At 39.7% G+C, this 19,425-nt stretch carries 21 protein-coding genes, 4 tRNA genes and 1 pseudogene; 12 read left to right on the top strand and 14 right to left on the bottom strand.

The window, feature by feature from the left end; genetic code table 11:
- Window positions 1–16 precede the first annotated feature (16 nt).
- The 7 genes from rutF to DYI81_RS08435 all read right to left on the bottom strand — a co-directional run bounded on the left by rutF (window position 17) and on the right by DYI81_RS08435 (window position 5,815).
- The gene (rutF, locus tag DYI81_RS08405) at window positions 17–517 is read right to left on the bottom strand and encodes an NADH-dependent FMN reductase RutF (RefSeq protein WP_227865946.1); all 501 of its coding nucleotides are present in this window, start codon (window positions 515–517) and stop codon (window positions 17–19) included.
- Window positions 518–676: 159 nt separating this feature from the next.
- A complete protein-coding gene (rutC, locus tag DYI81_RS08410; RefSeq protein ID WP_117007280.1) occupies window positions 677–1,057 on the bottom strand; it encodes a pyrimidine utilization protein C in 381 nt (126 codons plus the stop codon).
- A 28-nt stretch (window positions 1,058–1,085) separates the two neighbouring features.
- Entirely contained in the window at window positions 1,086–1,841 is a 756-nt protein-coding gene (gene rutB, locus DYI81_RS08415) for a pyrimidine utilization protein B (RefSeq protein WP_117007281.1), read from the bottom strand.
- Window positions 1,838–2,953: a pyrimidine utilization protein A gene (gene rutA / locus DYI81_RS08420; protein WP_117007282.1), complete on the bottom strand. Its 1,116-nt coding sequence runs from the start codon at window positions 2,951–2,953 to the stop codon at window positions 1,838–1,840. The genes rutB and rutA overlap by 4 nt, the downstream gene beginning before the upstream one ends.
- Before the next feature lie 342 nt (window positions 2,954–3,295).
- Complete coding sequence (rutD, locus tag DYI81_RS08425; protein ID WP_117007283.1) at window positions 3,296–4,102, bottom strand: pyrimidine utilization protein D; 807 nt, start codon at window positions 4,100–4,102, stop codon at window positions 3,296–3,298.
- An 89-nt stretch (window positions 4,103–4,191) separates the two neighbouring features.
- On the bottom strand, window positions 4,192–4,449 hold the full coding sequence (locus DYI81_RS08430; protein WP_117007284.1) for a hypothetical protein: 258 nt from the start codon (window positions 4,447–4,449) through the stop codon (window positions 4,192–4,194).
- A 181-nt stretch (window positions 4,450–4,630) separates the two neighbouring features.
- A complete protein-coding gene (locus tag DYI81_RS08435; RefSeq protein ID WP_117007285.1) occupies window positions 4,631–5,815 on the bottom strand; it encodes a trypsin-like peptidase domain-containing protein in 1,185 nt (394 codons plus the stop codon).
- Window positions 5,816–5,989: 174 nt separating this feature from the next.
- Here DYI81_RS08435 and DYI81_RS08440 point away from each other — a divergent pair, with 174 nt between their 5' ends.
- From DYI81_RS08440 to DYI81_RS08455, 4 genes are all read left to right on the top strand, one after another.
- The gene (locus DYI81_RS08440) at window positions 5,990–6,748 is read left to right on the top strand and encodes a Nif3-like dinuclear metal center hexameric protein (RefSeq protein ID WP_117007286.1); all 759 of its coding nucleotides are present in this window, start codon (window positions 5,990–5,992) and stop codon (window positions 6,746–6,748) included.
- A 159-nt stretch (window positions 6,749–6,907) separates the two neighbouring features.
- Entirely contained in the window at window positions 6,908–7,534 is a 627-nt protein-coding gene (locus tag DYI81_RS08445) for a superoxide dismutase (RefSeq protein ID WP_117007287.1), read from the top strand.
- A gap of 323 nt (window positions 7,535–7,857) precedes the next feature.
- Window positions 7,858–8,286, top strand: coding sequence for a hypothetical protein (locus tag DYI81_RS08450; protein ID WP_117007288.1), 429 nt, complete (start codon window positions 7,858–7,860; stop codon window positions 8,284–8,286).
- Window position 8,287: 1 nt separating this feature from the next.
- The gene (locus DYI81_RS08455) at window positions 8,288–8,767 is read left to right on the top strand and encodes a hypothetical protein (RefSeq protein WP_117007289.1); all 480 of its coding nucleotides are present in this window, start codon (window positions 8,288–8,290) and stop codon (window positions 8,765–8,767) included.
- Between the two features lie 128 nt (window positions 8,768–8,895).
- Here the strand turns inward: DYI81_RS08455 and DYI81_RS08460 are convergent, their stop codons facing one another.
- Window positions 8,896–9,327, bottom strand: a complete 432-nt coding sequence (locus tag DYI81_RS08460; RefSeq protein WP_117007290.1) for a hypothetical protein — start codon at window positions 9,325–9,327, stop codon at window positions 8,896–8,898.
- Window positions 9,328–9,704: 377 nt separating this feature from the next.
- Here DYI81_RS08460 and DYI81_RS08465 point away from each other — a divergent pair.
- From DYI81_RS08465 to DYI81_RS08490, 6 genes are all read left to right on the top strand, one after another.
- Window positions 9,705–9,780: transfer RNA gene (locus DYI81_RS08465), tRNA-Asn, on the top strand.
- A 5-nt stretch (window positions 9,781–9,785) separates the two neighbouring features.
- Window positions 9,786–9,861, top strand: a tRNA-Asn gene (locus tag DYI81_RS08470).
- Window positions 9,862–10,207: 346 nt separating this feature from the next.
- Window positions 10,208–10,283, top strand: a tRNA-Asn gene (locus tag DYI81_RS08475).
- Window positions 10,284–10,505: 222 nt separating this feature from the next.
- Entirely contained in the window at window positions 10,506–10,811 is a 306-nt protein-coding gene (locus tag DYI81_RS08480) for a hypothetical protein (protein WP_117007291.1), read from the top strand.
- A 114-nt stretch (window positions 10,812–10,925) separates the two neighbouring features.
- Window positions 10,926–11,001: transfer RNA gene (locus DYI81_RS08485), tRNA-Asn, on the top strand.
- A 58-nt stretch (window positions 11,002–11,059) separates the two neighbouring features.
- The gene (locus DYI81_RS08490; protein ID WP_106986313.1) at window positions 11,060–11,506 is read left to right on the top strand and encodes a DUF2726 domain-containing protein; all 447 of its coding nucleotides are present in this window, start codon (window positions 11,060–11,062) and stop codon (window positions 11,504–11,506) included.
- A gap of 136 nt (window positions 11,507–11,642) precedes the next feature.
- Here DYI81_RS08490 and DYI81_RS08495 read toward each other — a convergent pair whose 3' ends face one another.
- Window positions 11,643–11,879 (bottom strand): hypothetical protein, encoded by a 237-nt coding sequence (locus DYI81_RS08495; protein ID WP_106986310.1) that lies wholly within the window; start codon window positions 11,877–11,879, stop codon window positions 11,643–11,645.
- 139 nt (window positions 11,880–12,018) lie between these two features.
- Window positions 12,019–13,761 (bottom strand): FAD-dependent monooxygenase, encoded by a 1,743-nt coding sequence (locus tag DYI81_RS08500; RefSeq protein WP_117007292.1) that lies wholly within the window; start codon window positions 13,759–13,761, stop codon window positions 12,019–12,021.
- 206 nt (window positions 13,762–13,967) lie between these two features.
- On the opposite strand from DYI81_RS08500, the gene DYI81_RS08505 reads away from it, so the two are divergent.
- Window positions 13,968–14,855: a LysR family transcriptional regulator gene (locus DYI81_RS08505; protein ID WP_117007293.1), complete on the top strand. Its 888-nt coding sequence runs from the start codon at window positions 13,968–13,970 to the stop codon at window positions 14,853–14,855.
- 41 nt (window positions 14,856–14,896) lie between these two features.
- Here DYI81_RS08505 and DYI81_RS08510 read toward each other — a convergent pair whose 3' ends face one another.
- The 3 genes from DYI81_RS08510 to DYI81_RS08520 all read right to left on the bottom strand — a co-directional run bounded on the left by DYI81_RS08510 (window position 14,897) and on the right by DYI81_RS08520 (window position 17,866).
- On the bottom strand, window positions 14,897–16,348 hold the full coding sequence (locus DYI81_RS08510) for a lipase family protein (RefSeq protein WP_117007294.1): 1,452 nt from the start codon (window positions 16,346–16,348) through the stop codon (window positions 14,897–14,899).
- Window positions 16,349–16,469: 121 nt separating this feature from the next.
- Window positions 16,470–17,351: a 4-hydroxybenzoate octaprenyltransferase gene (ubiA, locus tag DYI81_RS08515; RefSeq protein ID WP_117007295.1), complete on the bottom strand. Its 882-nt coding sequence runs from the start codon at window positions 17,349–17,351 to the stop codon at window positions 16,470–16,472.
- Between the two features lie 8 nt (window positions 17,352–17,359).
- Complete coding sequence (locus tag DYI81_RS08520) at window positions 17,360–17,866, bottom strand: chorismate lyase (protein WP_106986305.1); 507 nt, start codon at window positions 17,864–17,866, stop codon at window positions 17,360–17,362.
- A 228-nt stretch (window positions 17,867–18,094) separates the two neighbouring features.
- Here DYI81_RS08520 and DYI81_RS08525 point away from each other — a divergent pair.
- Window positions 18,095–18,980, top strand: a pseudogene (locus DYI81_RS08525) (polysaccharide deacetylase family protein).
- A gap of 82 nt (window positions 18,981–19,062) precedes the next feature.
- On the opposite strand, the gene DYI81_RS08530 reads toward DYI81_RS08525, so the two are convergent.
- Window positions 19,063–19,341, bottom strand: a complete 279-nt coding sequence (locus DYI81_RS08530; protein WP_106986304.1) for a hypothetical protein — start codon at window positions 19,339–19,341, stop codon at window positions 19,063–19,065.
- Window positions 19,342–19,425: the final 84 nt, after the last annotated feature.

Below are 19,425 nucleotides of genomic sequence, written 5' to 3' on the forward strand. Positions count from 1 at the left end.
CAGATGGGACGGATATTTATGAGTTCATAGGTTGAGGTTCACAATAGCTACGGTTGAAATACATCAAGGCATTCGCGCCTTCTTGACACTGCATGGCTTTTACTTCGCAAATCAGTACATCATGGCTCCCCACAGACATGCTCTGTACCACCTCGCAATCAAAAGACACCAAAGCGTCTTCTAAAACAGGCGCTTGCGTTGTTAATGTGCGCCAAACACCATGCGAGAAACGTTCCAGCATTGGGGTTTTACCGCCAAAAATATTTGAAAGATGACTTTGCTGCGCATTCAGTGTATTTACACATAGCACCTTATTGGCTTTAAAGGTTTCAAAGACGGACGCTGAGCGGTTTAAACACACTAGCAATGTCGGAGGCGTATCCGTCACACTGCACACCGCAGATGCTGTAAAGCCTGCTTGGCCAGCGTCGCCTTGAGTGGTAATCACATTGACTGCCGCACCTAAATTCGACATGCCCTGTCTAAATCTTGCCTGATCCACTTGTTCAATCACCATAGCTGTATTGACCGCATCTTCTGCTAAGGCAGGTACATGCTGTTTTGAAAATGCGCTCATCATTTCTGTTGCATTGATCTTGCTATTCATCGCCTTCTCCACAGGCTCGGATGCTAAGCAGTTCTGGCTTAGGCACCTCAGCCTTCATTCAATTCATTTTTATACATGCGCAATCGATGCTATTTCGACCAAAGCTTCTGGCTTTACCAACCCTGTCTGTACGCAGTAGCGCGCCGGCTTATCCCCTGGGAAATATTCAGCATAGATCGTATTGAAAGCGGCATAATCCGCCCAATCTTTAAGGAAAATATGGTTAAAGGTCACGTCATCCATTGTGCCGCCTGCGGTTTCCAGCACTTTTTTAATGGTTTCTAAAATATGCCGCGCTTGGCCAGCACAATCTCCGACATGCACCACATTGTTATGTTCATCAAAAGCTAAGGTGCCTGATACATAAACAATATTGTCTGCTTTAGTTGCTGGTACAAATGGCGCAAGCGGTTTAGCTGTTCCTGCTGGCACAATAATTTCTTTAGGCATGCTGTTCTCCAAATTTATCTTTAAATATTTAAGCTGATTTATTTAACTGTGCTTTAGGCTGAAAGGTTTCGACAAAGCTTGCCGTATCTGACACCCAGCCAAAGAATGTTTTAATGTTGAACAGACTTGCTTCATGGGCTTCTTTCGGCCCTGCTTGATAACAAGCATCGTCCAAAGCCACGCCAAAATACTCAAGGAAGAAACCGTCACGCAGTGTCGACTCCACACAGACATTGGTCGCTATGCCGACGAACACAAGGTTACGAATCCCTCGGCAACGCAGCATGCTGTCCAATGCTGTATTGAAAAATCCGCTGTAGCGTGGCTTTTCAATCACAAGGTCTTGCGGTAATGGCTGAAGCTCATCAATCAGTTCAAAATCCCAATGCCCTTTTGCTAACAAAGTGCCTTGTAATTCAGGCTTTTTACGCATGGTTTTTAATGCATTGGATTTATGAAAATTCGGTGAATCTGCACCGCCTGCTTCACGGTATTGCTCATCCCAGCCATTTTTAAAATAAATCACTTGAATGCCGGCTTTATGGGCTACATCAACTGCTTTTTGAATATTCTCAACCACAGGTTTTGTTTTCGATACATCAAAACCTGCTAAGTCCAAATAGCCGCCCTGTGATGTATAGGCATTTTGCATATCAATGACGATCAGCGCAGTTTGCTCAGGCGCCAGCATGATTGACTCTGGCTCAGCCATAAGGCATTTTCCTGTGCCTGCTTTTGCAGTGAAATTGCTGCAGACTGTCTCTTTAGATTTAAGCTCAATCATGCTGATTTCTCCAAAACAGCAAGTGGTGCTGGATCTGCATCAACCACAATGCCTTGGCGGCATTTCATTAAGGGCTGTACGCGTTGACCAAAATCCTCAACACCTTGAATAAAATCATCGAACGTCAGCAAAATGCCTTCTGTACCCTTAATTTCACCAATTTCATCCAGCATTTTTGCGATATTTTCAAATGAACCCACGAGCGTGCCCATATTGATATTCACTGGTGAAACACTTGATGCCATTTGACGAATATTGGTATCTGCACCAGAGGTCGTATCTTTACCGCCTTGATTCATCAGCCAGTTAATAGCTTCCATGTCTGCGCCGTCGTTATAGCTTTGCCATTTTGCAAAAGCTTCTTCATCTGTTTCAGCTGCAATCACCATAAACAGCACATAGGTCTGTACATCACGGCCTGTTGCATCTGTATGTGTTTTCAAGCGGTCATTAATGTCTGCGTATGCTGTAGGTGTATTTAAACCCTTGCCGAATACAAAATTGTAATCTGCATACTGCGCTGAAAACGCTAAGCCCGCATCAGACTGACCCGCACAGATAATTTTCATGTCTGCTTGCGGTGTTGGGCTTACACGGCAATCTTCCATTTGAAAATGCTCGCCCTTAAAGTCCGATTTTCCTGTCGCCCAAAGTTCACGCAGGACTTGTACATATTCAGACAAATAGTCATAACGTTTGCCAAAGTATTCATCGCCCGGCCACATGCCCATTTGGGTATATTCAGGCGCTTGCCAGCCTGTGACAACATTGAGACCAAAGCGACCATTGGAAATAGAATCAATGGTCGATGCCATACGCGCGACAATCGCAGGTGGCATTACCAATGTGGCAGCAGTCGCATAGATTTTAATTTTGCTGGTTACTGCAGCCAAACCCGCCATTAAAGTAAATGTTTCTAAGTTATGATCCCAAAATTCTGTTTTACCGCCAAAACCGCGTAGCTTAATCATGGATAATGCGAAGTCAAAACCATAATGTTCTGCACGCTGCACGATTTGTTTATTCATCTCAAAACTAGGTTTGTACTGTGGCGCATTTTCAGAAAGTAGCCAGCCATTATTGCCAATTGGACAGAAGACACCGATTTTCATAGACACCGCCTCTTTTTACATTTTGATAAAAAACAGCTGTTTTTCGTCAGCCTAAAAACTTAAATAGATTCTTAATGGATATTTAGCAAATGCTGTGCCAAATTTATTTTAATATTAAATATCAAATACTTATTATTTTTTTATTTTACTTTTTAGTAAAAAATAAAATAAACCATGTGATCTATTTTAGGTAGTGCTGTTTTAAAACGGTGCGTGTTTCGAACTAAGAAATTGCCAGCTTAAAAATATTATTGGATATTTTTCACTCAATATGTATTTCTACTAACCATTAAAAAACCCGAATAATTATTCGAGTTTTTTTTTTGGTGTTAACTCAGTTTTTTAATTGCTAGGCTGCAGTAAAAAATCCAGCAAAGCCTGATTAATAATTTCTGTCTGAGTATGTGTAGATGCATGCGCCCCTTCTACAAAAATACTCAGTTCACCATGCCCAATGTGCTGTTTTAAATCCGTTGATTTTTGTACAGGTACTAAAAAATCATCTTGATTGGCCACATAATGCATGCGGGTATTCGCCAAGGCATCAACATGCGCCTGTGTGACTTTAAACTGCTGTAGCGCATTTAAACGTGCGAGAACGTTCTCCTTGTGCGGGAAATTAGCCAGCTGTGCATTTTCGGCCTGTGACAGTTGTTCGATATGCTCCGAAATCCACTGCGGTGGGTACAGAAACAGCGCCTGAGCCCGTACATAGGCTTCTGCACCGCTATTTAACAATAGACTGATTCGAGCTTGGAAGCATTTTTGCGTATGCGGGTCTAATTCATTCCATGCATTAATCGGCGTTAAGCTTTTCATTATTAAGGGCAGATTTTGCTGTGCAATTAACCGCGCCAGCTCTATGCCGATATGCCCGCCTAGCGCATGTCCGACCACATGAAAGGTCTGAATTTTTGCGTCGAATAGAATATTCAGCAGCTGCTGCGCCAGATGCTGCATGCTGTATGGTTGTGGCAAATGCGCTGCACCTGCATGACAGCCTTCTTGGTCATATAAAACCACATGAAAGTGCTGTTGAAATGCGTGCAGCTGTGGCTGCCAAAAAGCGCCATGACCACCTAAGCCTGAAGAAAAAACCACATAATCTGCATTTGGATTATGTATACAAGGATGAATCTGATAATGCATTGAACGGCCTGTGCTTTAATATAGATTTTACCATTCAGCAAAATATGTGCCTATTCAATGCTATTTAAATTTACAACTTAGCGATCGTTTTAAATCCAGTACACATTCAAGCTATAAAAAAACTCATTTACCTCAAAGCGTACTTGATACCCCATTTGAGTTAATTCTGCAGACAGCGCACGAATTTGATCTAAAGGTAAGTGCTTCGGCAAAACAGTGAAAACCGCCGTATTGCCCTGCTTCGCATTACTTTCTATTTGCTGTGCTAATCGTATTTTGTACTGCTCAATATTTAAATTGGCATGTGTAGAAAACTCTTTCGCTTCTTTTGCGCTAATAAAGCTCATTTTATTCTCTTCGGTTGTTATTATGAGTTAAACATAGCGTAGCTCGATTTTATTTTCATCGCTTATTTTGCAACCAAAATTTACATAAGCTTTTATTTTTATTACTGAGTTGTCTCGGACATTTTTAACCATTAAGCAAAAAAAGCACCTTTTCAGGTGCTTTTAGTATGAATCACTTTAACTAACGCGGTAATGGAATATACTGCGCATCAGAATTCTGGTTTTGTACTTGGCGCTCTGTCACCACAACATTTAAAGTCATTGGCTTGCCATCGCGCTCAATTGACACTTGTATTGTGCTGTTCGGTGCTTGCATCGCGACATAATTAATTAAGTAAGATGCCGAACTGATTTGCTCATCATTCACTTTCAATATTTTATCGCCTTTTTGAAAACCGGCCTTATCCGCTGGACCATTTTTCTGTACATTCGCTACAACCACACCAGGTGCCTTGGTCTCAAAAACATTATCCTGAGAAACCGCTTGTAAGCTAATGCCCATATAACCACGTACCACGCGACCATCTTTTAAAATCGCATTCATAATTTGTTGGCAAATTTTTGCTGGAATAGCAAAACCAATTCCAAGTGATCCGCCCGATTGCGAGAAGATCGCCGTATTTACACCAATCAAATTGCCTGCCACATCAATTAAAGCACCGCCTGAGTTGCCGGGATTAATCGCTGCATCGGTTTGAATGAAATCTTCATAGGTATTAATCCCTAGATCAGAACGACCAGTGGCAGAAATAATCCCCTGTGTTACGGTTTGGCCCACACCAAATGGATTACCAATAGCAAGTACAACATCACCGACTTCATTACCACTTAATTTAAATGGCAATACAGGCAAATTATTTAATTCAATTTTAATCACAGCCAAATCTGTGTCTGGATCTGTACCAATGACTTTAGCAGAGGCGCGTCGGCCGTCACGTAAAGCCACCACGATTTGATCCGCCTGAGCAATGACATGGTTATTCGTCAAAATATAACCATCTGGGCGTACAATCACACCAGAACCTAAGCTATTTTCATTTGGGTCTTGGCTTTGGCCATCTGGCAATTGATTACCAAAAAATTCTCGAAAAGCAGGATCATTCAGCAAAGGATGATCTAATTGTTTCACTTTTTGAGTGGTAAAAATATTCACCACTGCTGGTGCGGCTACTTTAACAGCTGCACTATAAGACACCACACCACCTGTACGAGTTGTATCAATAAGTGGTTCTAGCTTTTCTGCAGGCATTTTTACCCCATCAGCCGCCACAGGCGCTTTAGGTTTTTGTAATTGATGCCAGCCGAAAAAACCTATAATCACAATTATGAGTAACACCCAAGGTAACCACGTAAAGGTCCGGCGCACGCTTATATCCTCTAAAAATATTTTTAATTTATTTGATGACTCAGTCATTTAGCTCATATTGTAATGCAAAAAATGCTGTTCTTATTAAAATAAACACAGAGTTTTGTCATGCTTTAGTTACAATTAAACGCATATCGAGACCGCTGAAATACTGCGAATTTTAAAGAGATGTTTATGGCGCAATTAAACGAAATTATTCAATGGTGTGATCAAACTTTAAAATCGCGTGAATTTAAAGATTACGCACCCAACGGCCTACAAATTGAAGGTAAAGCTGAAGTACATAAAATTCTGTGTGCAGTGACTGCATCTCAAGATGCCATTGAAGCTGCTATTGCTGCGGGCGCAGATATGCTTTTAGTTCATCATGGTTATTTCTGGAAGGGTGAAGCCTACCCAATTACAGGCATGCGTGGAAAACGCATTAAGAGCTTAATTCAAAATGACATCTCATTGGTGGGTTATCACTTACCTTTAGATAGTCACCCGACACTTGGTAATAATGCGGCCATTGCAGATATTTTAGAACTGCAAAATATTGAAGCGCTTGATCCAACTGAGCGCAACCCGATTGGCAATATTGGCTATCTTGCAGAAGCAATGTCGCCTGAAGCATTTAAGCAGCTGCTTTCGGAACGTTTAGGTTTTGACGCAATCCACTTGCCTGCGGATAAAACCAGCATTCAAAAAGTCGGCTTCTGTACAGGTGGCGCGCAAGATTATATTTCTAAAGCCTTTGAGCAAGGCTGTGATGCGTATATTTCAGGTGAAGTCAGTGAACGCACCTTCTATGAAGCGAAAGAATTAGGCGTTCACTACTATGCTTGTGGCCACCATGCGACCGAGCGTTATGGTGTGCAGCGCCTTGGAAAAGCTATTTCAGAACATTTCAATATTGAGTATAGTTATTTCGAATTAAACAATCCGATTTAATTTTTCAAATAAGCCTGTTTTTGACATTTGGCCTTATACGTTTAATTTCGAGCTTTATTCTGTATTCTTATTTATAAGCAATGCGCAATTTGACTCGATTATCTATTACAATAAGTGCACTTAATGTCAAAACCCAGCAAAATGCAAGGAATTGAAAACATGACAACGATTACTTTACCAGCGTTACCATACGGTTACGAAGATCTTGCTCCGCACATCAGCAAAGAAACTTTAGAATTCCACCACGACAAGCATCACAACACTTATGTTGTTAACTTGAACAACCTAATTGCTGGTACAGACCTTGAAGGCAAATCTTTAGAAGAAATCATCACAGCTGTAGCTGGCGATGCTTCTAAAGCTGGCGTATTCAACAATGCTGCGCAAGTTTGGAACCACACTTTCTACTGGAACTGTATGGCTAAAAACGGCGGCGGTAAAGCTACTGGCGCTTTGGCTGCTAAAATTGACGAAGCTTTCGGTTCTTACGAAAAATTCGCTGAAGAGTTTGCAGCTGCAGCTACAACTCAATTCGGTTCAGGCTGGGCTTGGTTAGTTGCTGACGAAGTTAACGGCAACCTTTCTATCCTTAAAACTTCAAATGCTGACACTCCGCTTGCTCACGGTAAAGTTGCTGTGTTGACTATCGACGTTTGGGAACACGCTTACTACATCGATTTCCGTAACGCTCGTCCTAAGTACATCTCTACTTTCCTTGAAAGCCTAGTGAACTGGGATTATGCAAATGCTAAATATGCTGGCCAAGCTGCTGGTGTTGAAAAATAAGATCTTTTGATTTTATTTCTACATAAAAAATCACCCTCTTAAGGGTGATTTTTTATGCGTTAAGTAAAACTAAAAAAAAATTGTGAAACATGGTCTATTTATTGATCATGGAACGTGGCAAACCTATTAAGAATTACAGATCAGCAATTATGGTTTCCAATACAAATATAAGATATTGAAATTAAATAACAAATTAAAACAACTCGTATAACGTGTATTATATTAATTTTAGAAATTATTTATAATTTAAAACTTCCTTTATCTCTTTCCATAAAAATATTATAATTTGAAAATAAGTGATTGAAATTTTTTGAATTTAATATATGAGTGTCTTTTTCGAACAATTAGAAAAAACTGATAGCATTTCTGATTTTAAAAAAGTGGATAAAAATGGGAAGACAATTTGTTTTTTCCGTTTTGATGAATTATTTTCTGCTGCAGAACAAACTGCTACAGAACATATTACAGCTAGCCGAATTGTATTAAATTTTAGCTTTGATAAACCTAAAATCTTCAATAAATTAAAAATTTTTGAATTTGCTAATTTAATAAACTCAAAACTTCCTGGTGTGAAAGTGACTGTGAAAAATGTTTCACATCTAAAAATAGATGTCGCTTTTTCATTAGAATATTTATTACCAGACCACTTATTCATAAACATCAATTTCAATAATGACTTAGAGATTATTTCTACAGGATCTGCACTATTCGAAGAAATGCTCAAAGGAACTAAAGGTATTTTGGATAATTGAAATGCCTCTGATATCTAGTAGACATATTCCTGTTCTGAATCATGCTTATAGTGCTTTAACAGGTGTAGCATCCTATTTTATTTTAGTTGAGCTAAACCTTTTACCTACTACCGTAAATGTATTAGTGGCAGGTTTCTTACCTATCTTAATAAATCATGGTAAAGATTTAATCAATGAAAAAGATGACACAACAAATCTTGGGAAACTAAAACAAAAATTCGATCAACTAGAAAGTCAGCATAATGATTTAAAGGATCAGTTAGAAACCAAGGATTCAATCCTTGCAGCTTTAAAGTCAGAGTTAACGAATTACACTACTGGGAAGCGTACCGCTAGAGATGCTCAATCACTAGTATTAGGCGTAGTAAAATGGTGTGCTGAAGATGAGGATTTATATAAGACATCTAATGCAACTAATCATAAAACAAACCTTCATAAAGACAAAATTCGACAATATATTCCCACTAATAGCGATCTCTGAAATGAAGTTATTATGAGGCCTAAACTGCAGATAGATTAGCCCATTTAGCATAATGGCTGTTATACAAAACGGAAGAATCCTAGACTAAGATTTAAATTAAAAAACACATCAAAATTAATATAATAGCCTCAATATTGTCCTATCGTGACTTGTTTCAATTCTAATAAATCATCAAACTCAAAATGTAAATAGTTATCAAATACTCTGTATTTCAGCCAACTGTCACTTTCTTTTTCGGGAGTTCCAAATAGATTGGCTACAGATTGCTTCGTACTTTTACGATTAATGCCCATGATCAGATCTTCTAAAAATGGGTATGGGTAATATTCTTCATTCTCTTTAACGTAAATGAAAATGGTATCTAGTATCTGATGTTCATTAAACCTGAACGTAACTCCTCTCTTAAAAAATTGCCAATAAAATAGTTTTTCTCCACCAAAATTAGTTTCTAATGAGTCAAACTCACTTGCAACAAGAATAACTGCTTTCAAAATATCTGAACTTGACTCTTTTGTTCCAAAACAGGATAAAAAAAGCTCTACATCACCTGAAAAATTCACTTATTACATACCAATCAAAAATTTCCTTATCTTTTGGTTTTATCATATTTAAAGTGAAATTTCTGATTCAAAATTAAAATTTGCAAAACCTGCATCCAATTAACATAAAATCTCTTATACAATACTACGGCATACAAAGCTCAACCTGTGCCCCGAGCTAAAAAAGTAATTACTGTTACCGCATCCCTCAACGCCATCGTGCCCTCACCTAATTATTATCGTTAAATTATTCTGATGACTTTTGATCCTATAAAAGCTTAAAAGAATCAATAAATAAGCAATTATCAAATCTTTGGATAATAAAAAAACATTTAAGTACTTAATCTTCCATTTTTACTTGACCGCTTTAGCTTTCATCCCTAAAATGCGCATCAGATTCTCCAATAGCTCAGTCGGTAGAGCGACGGACTGTTAATCCGCAGGTCCCTGGTTCGAGCCCAGGTTGGAGAGCCATCTATTCTTCCATAGCTCAGTCGGTAGAGCGACGGACTGTTAATCCGCAGGTCCCTGGTTCGAGCCCAGGTGGAAGAGCCAGATTCTAAAAAGCCCACTCATTACGAAGTGGGCTTTTTTATACCTAAAATTTATTGCCCTTATAACAATAATTTACACTCAATTATGGCGCTCATGGATTAGTTCAATCTGCTTATGCAAAAATTATGACTTAGATTTCCATACAACGCACATAACTTATAATTAGTAAGTAGCTAACTAAAAAATAAATTTCGTAATTAACGCTTAATCCAATATAAAAACATCAATATTAATGCTCAGATTTTACCTTCTTGCCTGTTTTTAAATCATTTAATCTTAAAATATTGCTTTTTTTTATTTACACCCTTGACCCATTCAGCTTTGCCACATAGAATGCGTCTCAGATTCTCCCATAGCTCAGTCGGTAGAGCGACGGACTGTTAATCCGCAGGTCCCTGGTTCGAGCCCAGGTGGGAGAGCCAAATTCAAAAAAGCCCAAGCATTTAAGCCTTGGGCTTTTTTATTGCCTAGCACTTTCCCCCTACTTTAAATACTTCCGTTTCTTATAAAATGCAGCCTATTATTTTATAGATCACTACTCCCTCCAAAGCCATCCATACAACCCAAACGCTGTATTTTCTGCTTTCATCTACGCGCTATTCGCTATACCTTAAAGCCATACAGACTTTATAAGGAGAATAAAAATGGAACTTCCATGGCTGAAATCTATGATTTTTTGGACCATCTTAATTATTGCGGTGTTAGGGATTTTTCAATGCACGCAACGCTCTGAAAATAATAAACAAGCCTCTAACCAAATGTATGAGCGCTTATATCAATGCACAAAAGAGCTACCAATCACGCAAAAAACAACACTTAGAACCATTCAAAGCCAAATTCATCCTCAAATGAAGCAACAAGAATTAATGACACTAATTGCAAGCTGTCGTAAAGCAACACCTTCACAAAGTGCTGATGCTTATGTGAATGCCATTAAAAATCTTTCTTAAAAATATTAAATTGAGCATTTTGACTACTTTTAAGACACTTAATTCAGTTTTGACTGTTTTTCCTAATCAATGACTTGACCAAAGCACGTTTGCCACATAGAATTCGTTTCAGATTCTCCCATAGCTCAGTCGGTAGAGCGACGGACTGTTAATCCGCAGGTCCCTGGTTCGAGCCCAGGTGGGAGAGCCAAGATTCTAAAAGCCCAAGCATTTAAGCCTTGGGCTTTTTCTTATGTGTAAGTTTTAGCGTGCTCGACTTAAATCAACTTATATTTTTTATTATCGGCTGTTTAGCAAGTTTCACTTTGCTATGTATGCTATTTCCAAAATTCTTTTATCGTAAGCAAAAGTTCTATCCACGTCGTGTCATTACACATTTTGAAAGTAAAATGTATGCGCGCCTGTTAGAAGCCCTCCCACAGCATCATGTGCTGGCTCAAGTTGCTTTTAGTGCACTTATCACCAACCACCAATATAAAATCCGTAATCTCTTTAACCGCAAAGTCACTGATTTTGTGATTTTAGATCATGACTTTAATGTAGTCGTGATTATAGAATTGGACGATCGATCGCATTTAGGCAAAGAAAAGGCCGATGCAGAACGTGATGCAATGTTAGAAGAAGCTGGGTATCGGGTACTCCGCTATACCAATATTCCCAGTGCAATCACCCTCAAAAACGATATTCTTCGTTAGCAAAATCGATATCACAAGAATGATGTGTAATAAACCTCATACACATTACTCAGATGTGCAATGAATTAAAAATTGAAGTCAAAAAAGCCAATCATCTGATTGGCTTTTGAATCAACTTTTTAGCAGATCTCTACATCTACTTTGCAGTGGTTGTCGTATCTGCTTCAGAGCTGGCTTGCGTTGCTTTTGTAGCCTCACGTGCTTGTATACGTGCTAAATTTTCCGCTTTAATTCGAGCATATTCAGCCTGATTCTTCTCATCACTGGTTACTGCTAAATACGCCATACTCATCAAAAAGACAGGGATAAGCAAACCCAATGACATCAAAATAATCATTTTCTTTTGATTTGGTTTTGTTTCGGATGTAGACATCTAAACCCCTACAGATTGTTGCGCTATTCGGTGGCCGTCCAATATAGCAAAAATTAGAAAAGCCACAACCAATATACGCATCTCTAGCACCTATGCGAGACACGTTTGCATTGCAAATCGTGTTCGCATAGCCACCATATTAGGTGCTTAATTGCACTTGATTTAATACTTGTTCTAATGTCGCCACATAGTCAAAGTCAGTTGCAGGTTTATCAGCCATACGCCATGCCACGTAGCCATCTGGACGCACTAACACTGCACCTGCTTCATGTACTTCAGACTTCGTATTCCATGTGCCATACACATCACGATATTCACGTGAGCCGATCTGAACCACATCTAAATAAGGGAGCTCAAGCGCCTCTGCAGCCTTCTTCCAGCCTGTACCAGACAAACCCGTCAATAAGGTAAAACGTCCGTGCCCAGTAATATCTAATGTTGAACGTTTTTGACCTTTTGCATTAATTAACCATGTATGCGGTACTTTTGCACCGGGACGCGTTGTTGCCTGTAAATATAATTGTGGGTCTCGCTTAAAGATTTCTTCAGCACCTTCTGGCACAACAGCACCCGACACATAGCGCTGGTTCAGCTCTGTGCCTTGTGCATTAAATTCATAATGTTTAATCTCTAGCGCTTTAAATAACTGTTCACGGATATGGGCAGCCTCTTCTGTTTCCGCAAAAATACGCTCCAGCATCTGCGCTTGTGTCGTTATGCCCTGATCAAAACCAAACACATCTTTTAAGTGTTTATAATCAAAGCGAGATTGATTGGCACGTGCAACAATCTGCTTGCCTACAGGTGCACGTTCTGCCGTATAAGTCTCTAGCAAGCTTTGTTTTGCCCAGCCTTTCACTGTATAAGCCAGCTTCCAAGCCAAGTTAAATGCATCTTGCATACAGGTATTTGAACCCAAACCACTTGAAGGCGGATGACGGTGTACGGCGTCGCCACCACAGAACACACGACCTACAGAATATTCGGTTGCCCATGTTTGATTCACATACCAATATGACACTTTTTCAATTTCAACATCATCCACTTCTGCACCAACAAAGGCATTTAAGCGAGCGCACACCTGTGCCTCTGTCACTTGCGGTTCGCCTTGATCAATATCAAAGCCCCAGCCCATAATCCACTGATTCCAAGGCGTGATGGCACGTAGTAGCCCCATACCAATATCGCCAAAACCCGCTTCTGGGTTCACAATCCACTGTAAAATCGCTGGGCGGTGCTGTACATACTGCGATAGATCGGCTTTAAACGTCACATATACAGTACCACCACGTGACATCACGCCTTCCAAAGGCAGATTCAGCTGCTCGACAATTTTAGAACGCGCACCATCCATTCCTACCAAGTATTTTGCACGTAAACTAAATTCTTGTTGGGTTGCATGATTAAAAAATACTGCCGTTACACCATCTTCATCTTGGATATGAGACATATATTCTGTATTGAAATGATAAATTGCACCCCGCTCACCTGCATTTTTCACCAGGAGTGCTTCCATTTTAGGTTGTATTAAATCCACCAATGGACATGGACTACCTTGAACATAATCACCATGGCGCTCATCTCCTGTGCCCCACGCACTCATGCGTGCAATTTCCTCACCCACTAAGCTGGTAGTAATTAAACTTTCACCCATTTCTTCCCAAGGCGTCGCAATTTCTTTCACTTGCTCTTCAATGTCTAAATCACGCAATACTTCCATCGCACGTTGATTTGTAATATGAGCGCGTGGACTGTTTGCCAACCAGTTAAATTGCGTAAACAATTGCACTTTTAAACCATAGCTTGCTAAGGCCAAACCCAAAGTAGAACCCGCAGGCCCTGTGCCTACCACTAAAACATCCGTATCGTATTGCTTTGACATCTTTAACTCCGCCACTTCACATCTATAATCAGGTGCCAGCACCTGCCTTGATCACTAAAGTGTAAAAAAGATTTTAAGCACACCAAACACCCAGACATTTAAACGATAGTTGCATAGGCTTTTCATCTACATTGCGCCATAATTTCCATGCTGTATATTTTCACCCTGATCTGCTTTTTAATTTTTCTCCCGCAGAGGCTCGTGCTATGGAATTGCGCCATCTCAAATACTTTGCTGCCGTAGCCCAATACGGGAGCTTTACCAAAGCAGCCGAACAGCTATTTACTGCACAACCCTCACTGAGTCAGCAAATTAAAGATTTAGAAGCAGAAGTTGGTGTTCAACTGATTGACCGCTCTAGTAAACAGATCAAATTGACAGATGAAGGACATGCTTTTTTAGTGCATGCATTAAATGCTATTGAAAGCGCTCATTTAGCGACCGCGGCCGCGCAACAAGTCGCACACCTGAAAAACAATCAAATTCATATTGGTTTTTTAAATGTGGCTGAACTTAAAATCATGCCGCTGATTTTGGATAAACTAAAACGCCAAATCCCCAACATTGCCATTCACATTCAAAGCCTGACCTGTTTAGAGCAAATTCGAAAATTAAAAAAGTCAGAGCTCGATATCAGCTTTACCCGCTATGCCATTCAGCACGATGATTATGAAAATTTAGCGTTAATGACCGAAAAAATTTATGTGGTCGCTTCAAAAAAACTACACAGCAGTGGTCATATCGTCAGCAAAGCTTATTTAAGCAAGCAAAATATCATTATGTGTGAGCAAAGCGCTTCCCCTGTATTTTATGACAATATCAATCGAATTCTTAGCTTAGAACATTTGCCGCATCAGCAAATGCATTGGGTAACCAATGTACTGCAGCATATCAACTTAATTAACATGGGCATGGGTTATAGCTTTGCACCCGAATATCTACTGAAATTTTTAAACGATGATATACAGATAATAGAAACTGATTTTTCAATCGAACCACTTAAGCTGTATGCCAGTTATAAGAAAAAATCTCAACATCAAGCCTTACAATTGATTTGCACTGAGCTTAAAGCTGCTTCTCAGCACAAGCTATAAATATAAAAAAAGGAGCCAAAGCTCCTTTTTTATTTCGCCAATTAATTAGAGGCTGCTACACCCGTACAATGCGGACTCGTTCTTGCATCTTTCTGCGCACTAGTTAATGTAATACCCGTACCCGCAGACATATTTTCCTCAATAAAGTCTACCGCCTCAGCATTTCTACAAATAATGGCCTGAGTATGGCTCGCATTTGGCACGATCTCCATTTTGTAGCCATCTTCATATTTGGCTTGCGGGAAGTACTCAGTAGCTTTTGCCTTCATATTCGCAAATAATTTCTGCGTCATTTGTGGTAACACCGCCTGATCAGCACCACCCTGAATAATATACACAGAGGCTTTGATCACCTTCGCTGCTGTTGCATTTGTCGCTGGCTGATTGTCTTTTAAAAATTTCTGTACCACTGGATCCGAATCAATTTTGCTTAAATCAATACCATACTGAGCAATCGTATGTGTTGGATCTTTTAAAAACGCCAGTAAACTCACTTTAAATTGATCTTGTAGTCCTTTGGCACCATTCGGATCGGCATAACTTAAACATGCACCGTCATCCCCTGTGCGACCATAGGCATTTTCTGCAATTGAAGCTGCTTCTCCGGTAAAGATATTTTTTAAATCATAGCTTGGGTCATAAGCTTTAATCCCAGATGTCGTTAATGCCGCATAAGCTAAAAGCTCGGCATAGCCATCTGCAATTTGTGCAATCATCGCTTCGCTTTGCGCCACACTAATCTGTTGTTTTGATAACGCAGAACGGATCTGCATTAATTGATCATCCAACATATTATATGTTTTAAATACGCCAGATGTATTTAAAGCAGGATCAAGATAGACTTTAATAATTTCTCCTAAACTAGATGCAGGTGCCGCTGCAACTGCGCCCTTATAACTGCTATCTGTATTGGCAAATTCTGCTGTACCTAAAGATGCATGCCCACCTTGTGATTGACCAATCGACATCCACTGTCCGTTCAACTGTGTTCCATAATGCTCTTTGGCTGCTTTCACTGCTGCCAGCGCAGAATTTGCAGCACTGGATAAATTAAGATATGGATGAACTCCTGTTGTACCTAAGCCCTCATAATCAGGTGCAACAATGACATAGCCAGCTGCCAATAATGTGTCGGCAAGAATTTTAAAACGTGGATGAATTGGGTTTTTACTCGGTGCACACTCATCACCAGCACCAACCGTTCCATGCTCCCAAACTACGACACGATAACCATCTTTAGGTTGTGTCGCTTTTGGAAACAACACCAAAGCGGTTGCTTCTGCCGATTTCCCTTGCAAGTTAGTCATATTATAAGTCATGACTTTAATCGAAGACGTATTGTCTACGGTATCTAGGCTATAGTTTGCCTCAGATACATAAGTTGGCGGTTGAGTTGAATTGGAGTCAGACGTGTCATTATTATCATTACATGCGGTTAAGGACAGCAGTGAAACCGTTGCAGTTAAAGCCAATACTATTTTTGAATGTTTCATAAAATATCCTTTTTTAATCATTATTTTTTAAACATGAATCTACACGCCATTTTATTAATACATAAAAAAAGCACCCGAATAGGATGCTTTATGCCAACTTATGCTTTTAAGACCAACAATCTTAAAAGGTCAAAGCCATGAAAATACCGCAAAAAATTAACAAACCCACCCAACGATTGTGACGAAATGCCCAAAAACACCATTGAGGATCTCGATGACGCGTTTTGCTCCACTGATAAATAAAGTCAATCATCACCGCTAATAATGCAATTAAACCAAATGGCATCAATAAATTTTCTAAATAGAGTGCAGAACCAATGAGCAATATACTTAACACCTGCAATAAAGAGATGATCTCAATATCGTATTTACCAAATAATATTGCTGTCGATTTCACACCAATTTTTAAGTCATATTCACGGTCAGTAATGGCATATTGTGTGTCATAAGCAACCGTCCATGCCAAATTGCCAAAATAGAGCAACCAGCAAGTTAAATCAGGCGTTTGCCCAACCGCGGTATATGCCATTGGAATCGACCATGAAAAGGCAGCACCCAAAAATACTTGTGGCAGATGCGTATAGCGCTTCATAAATGGATAAATGAACGCCAATGCCAATGCACCAAAGGACCAATAAAAAGTTTCAATCGGCAAGAAAAATAAGGTACATGCGCTTGCAAGCACCAAAAAAAGAAACACATAAATCGCTTCTTTCGCACTGATCACACCTGTTGCCAGCGGACGGCTTTTGGTTCTTTCAACAGCACCATCAACTTTACGGTCGGCAAAATCATTAATTGCACAGCCCGCAGCACGCATAAATATTGTGCCCAAAATCATTGGTATAAGAATAGCGAGCTGAGGCGTACCTTGATTTGCAATCCAAAGTGCCCACATGGTCGGCCAAAATACCAATTCTGTGCCGATCGGTTTATCAAAGCGACACAAATAATAATAAGCTTCTAAACGCTGACGCCAAGTAATGGGATGCGTTGCTGTCATGACTGTCCTTAACTTGATGTTCTTAGAGAATGTTGCTGAAGATACTGTTCAAATGCAGGTAAAAAAGTTTCCTGTACAATAAATTTACAGCCATGCCAAGTATAACAGCTCTGGCGGGTCCAGCCATCTTCTAGCCATAACACACGACGCTCACATACGGGTGTAGTACGTTGAAATAAAAAGTAGCCGATTGGTTTATTGCCAATATGCTGAAATATCCGTGCACGGCCTTGCAAACTCAGTATCGGAAAAATACTTTTAGCTTTCACCCAAGGCTGTGCTTCACAGCCATATAAATAACTTTCACGCACCCACGCTGTATGATGCGCTGGCATTTTAAGCCACTGTGCATCTTTCAAGCTCAAACGCTGAAAATGTTCTGCATTGGGTTTTACTTTAAAGATACCTTGCGCCAAATCTGTTAATTGTTGCGTTAAGGAACCAGATGCATACAGCCACGTTCTTAATTCAGTGGGGATTTTACAATCCCGCAATTGGCTTTGCTGCTGCCGCATATTCCATATCCCTTCAATCATTGCCTCTAGTGTAGCGGACTGAACTGTATTTTTCATGGCTCGATAATTGTTTTCATCACAGCTGTTCAGATTTTGCCAAACTCTTCTCTTTCTCTGTTTTTATTACATGACATTTTTAACACACTTTAGTGTAACTGATGGGTATGATAAGCCAGAAAAAATAAACACTACGCCTAAATGAAAAAACATCACACTGCCCTATATACCATGCTGATTTGCTTGCTATGTTTTAACGCTCACTTACATGCCAAATCATTAGCACTTAGTTTTGATGATGGCCTTAACCCAGCATTCAATGCTCAAGCCAGTACAATCAATGCAAGCATATTGCGACAATTAAAAGACCAACACATCAAAAGTATTGTCTTCCCTAGCCTAATTAAAATTGGTGATTATCAAGGCAAACAATTGATTCGCGATTGGGGTATTTCAGGCCATCTGATTGGCAACCATAGCGCCCTACATCAAAACCTGAATAAAGAAAATGTATCCGCAAAAGGATTATATAAAAAGCATTGAGCATGCAGATACAGTATTAAAAACATTACCTAATTACACGCGAATTTACCGTTATCCATTTTTAAAAGAAGGCAATAATACGGAAAAGCGTGATACCGTCTATCAATGGCTAGCGCAAAACCACTATAACATTGGCGGTGTGAGTATAGATGCCAGTGACTGGTTTTATAACCAAAAATATATCGGCTATGCTAAACAGCAAGATTTAGACAAATTACAGCAGTTAAAACAAGCGTATATTGCTCACCTGCTTAATCGCGCCGAATATTATGACCAGCTCGCACAGCTCACGTTACAACGTTCACCGCAGCATGTTTTGCTTTTACATGTAAATGTCATTAATGCCGCGTTTTTAAAGGATGTTATTACAGCATTTCAACAGCATGGCTGGACATTTATCTCACCAGAGCGCGCCCTGCAAGACCCACTATATGCGCTACACAGTCAAAACATTCCTGCGGGTGAAAGTGTGATTTGGTCCATTGCTAAAACTCAAGGCATTACTCAACTGCGCTATCCTGCCGAAGATGCACCTTATGAAATTGATAACTTAAAACAACATGGTTTGCACTGACAGTTAGCAAATTACTTTTTGCTCAATAAAAATGACCCGCTATCTAACAGGTCATTTTTCAGATCAATTTTATCGTGTTGAATTAAAAGTTATCTGTCTTGGCAATGGCTTCAAACTTTCCTTGTGGTGTTTTAATTAAAACCAACCCTTCAGTTGTGATATAAAAACTTTCAGGGTAATCAAATTCTAAAGCTAAGTCGGGGTTTTTCAGTTCGACAAATTCAGCCTGCTTATAACCTTCAACGGTCCGCCCCACTTCTAAATATGTCACTTCTGAGAAGTTGAGTTTAAAGCCCTTTGCCTGATCCGCTGGATCAATCCAGGGGAAAAAGCCCGTATGTTTTTTGCGTGGTTTTGCCATAACGATTCTATATATTTCCAGATTGATTCATCATAACGTAAGACACAAAAAAAACCCGCGATAAACGCGGGTTTTTTTAAGCTT

The organism is Acinetobacter sp. SWAC5 (assembly GCF_003419885.1).
Taxonomy (GTDB): Bacteria; Pseudomonadota; Gammaproteobacteria; order Pseudomonadales; family Moraxellaceae; genus Acinetobacter; species Acinetobacter cumulans.

What these genes read in the sequence shown, in the direction of transcription:
- rutF (WP_227865946.1), bottom strand. Translation starts at nt 517, where the DNA reads ATGGTGATTGAACAAGTGGATCAGGCAAGATTTAGACAGGGCATGTCG.
- DYI81_RS08450 (WP_117007288.1), top strand. Translation starts at nt 7,858, where the DNA reads ATGAGTGTCTTTTTCGAACAATTAGAAAAAACTGATAGCATTTCTGAT.
- DYI81_RS08495 (WP_106986310.1), bottom strand. Translation starts at nt 11,879, where the DNA reads ATGTCTACATCCGAAACAAAACCAAATCAAAAGAAAATGATTATTTTG.
- DYI81_RS08530 (WP_106986304.1), bottom strand. Translation starts at nt 19,341, where the DNA reads ATGGCAAAACCACGCAAAAAACATACGGGCTTTTTCCCCTGGATTGAT.
- DYI81_RS08455 (WP_117007289.1), top strand. Translation starts at nt 8,288, where the DNA reads ATGCCTCTGATATCTAGTAGACATATTCCTGTTCTGAATCATGCTTAT.
- rutA (WP_117007282.1), bottom strand. Translation starts at nt 2,953, where the DNA reads ATGAAAATCGGTGTCTTCTGTCCAATTGGCAATAATGGCTGGCTACTT.
- DYI81_RS08500 (WP_117007292.1), bottom strand. Translation starts at nt 13,761, where the DNA reads ATGTCAAAGCAATACGATACGGATGTTTTAGTGGTAGGCACAGGGCCT.
- DYI81_RS08505 (WP_117007293.1), top strand. Translation starts at nt 13,968, where the DNA reads ATGGAATTGCGCCATCTCAAATACTTTGCTGCCGTAGCCCAATACGGG.
- DYI81_RS08445 (WP_117007287.1), top strand. Translation starts at nt 6,908, where the DNA reads ATGACAACGATTACTTTACCAGCGTTACCATACGGTTACGAAGATCTT.
- rutD (WP_117007283.1), bottom strand. Translation starts at nt 4,102, where the DNA reads ATGCATTATCAGATTCATCCTTGTATACATAATCCAAATGCAGATTAT.
- ubiA (WP_117007295.1), bottom strand. Translation starts at nt 17,351, where the DNA reads ATGACAGCAACGCATCCCATTACTTGGCGTCAGCGTTTAGAAGCTTAT.
- DYI81_RS08520 (WP_106986305.1), bottom strand. Translation starts at nt 17,866, where the DNA reads ATGCGGCAGCAGCAAAGCCAATTGCGGGATTGTAAAATCCCCACTGAA.
- DYI81_RS08440 (WP_117007286.1), top strand. Translation starts at nt 5,990, where the DNA reads ATGGCGCAATTAAACGAAATTATTCAATGGTGTGATCAAACTTTAAAA.
- DYI81_RS08510 (WP_117007294.1), bottom strand. Translation starts at nt 16,348, where the DNA reads ATGAAACATTCAAAAATAGTATTGGCTTTAACTGCAACGGTTTCACTG.
- rutB (WP_117007281.1), bottom strand. Translation starts at nt 1,841, where the DNA reads ATGATTGAGCTTAAATCTAAAGAGACAGTCTGCAGCAATTTCACTGCA.
- rutC (WP_117007280.1), bottom strand. Translation starts at nt 1,057, where the DNA reads ATGCCTAAAGAAATTATTGTGCCAGCAGGAACAGCTAAACCGCTTGCG.
- DYI81_RS08480 (WP_117007291.1), top strand. Translation starts at nt 10,506, where the DNA reads ATGGAACTTCCATGGCTGAAATCTATGATTTTTTGGACCATCTTAATT.
- DYI81_RS08430 (WP_117007284.1), bottom strand. Translation starts at nt 4,449, where the DNA reads ATGAGCTTTATTAGCGCAAAAGAAGCGAAAGAGTTTTCTACACATGCC.